Annotated in this window: 1 pseudogene; it reads right to left on the reverse strand. The window is 66.4% G+C overall.

Annotated elements, in window-relative coordinates:
• Nucleotides 1-429: pseudogene (locus RB628_RS41510) on the reverse strand (IS1182 family transposase); the annotation flags it as partial.

Genomic DNA, 429 nt, shown 5'->3' on the forward strand with positions numbered 1-429 from the left:
TGGTGAAAGCGACCACGATCATCGGATAGCCGTGCTGGGTGCACGGGCTCCAGGAAGAGCTGGTCTGCCCCTGGGGGCAGGTGACCTGCTGGTACTTCCAGTCGATGGTGAACGCGTCGGCCTGGAAGCCGGCGTTCTCGCGGGCCTGGCGGGACTGGTCGAGCAGGACCGGGGTGATCAGTGCGATGCCGTAGCTCTGGCGGGACTTCACGATCAGGTCGGCACTGGGGTAGCCGGAGTCGAGGTAGTGCTCGCCCGGGAGCAGGCCACGGCGCTGCATCTGCTGGTGGATGCCGTTAAGGGCCTTGGTGTCGGGGACGGTGGAGGCGGTGGTGGCCACGTTCGTGATCAGGTTCGGGGCGGTGCGCTCCTTTTCGGGCGCGTCCGTGCAGCTCTCGCTCACGTGCAGCTTGAACCCGTTCCAGAAGG

This window comes from Streptomyces sp. ADMS, assembly GCF_033441795.1.
GTDB lineage: Bacteria > Actinomycetota > Actinomycetes > Streptomycetales > Streptomycetaceae > Streptomyces.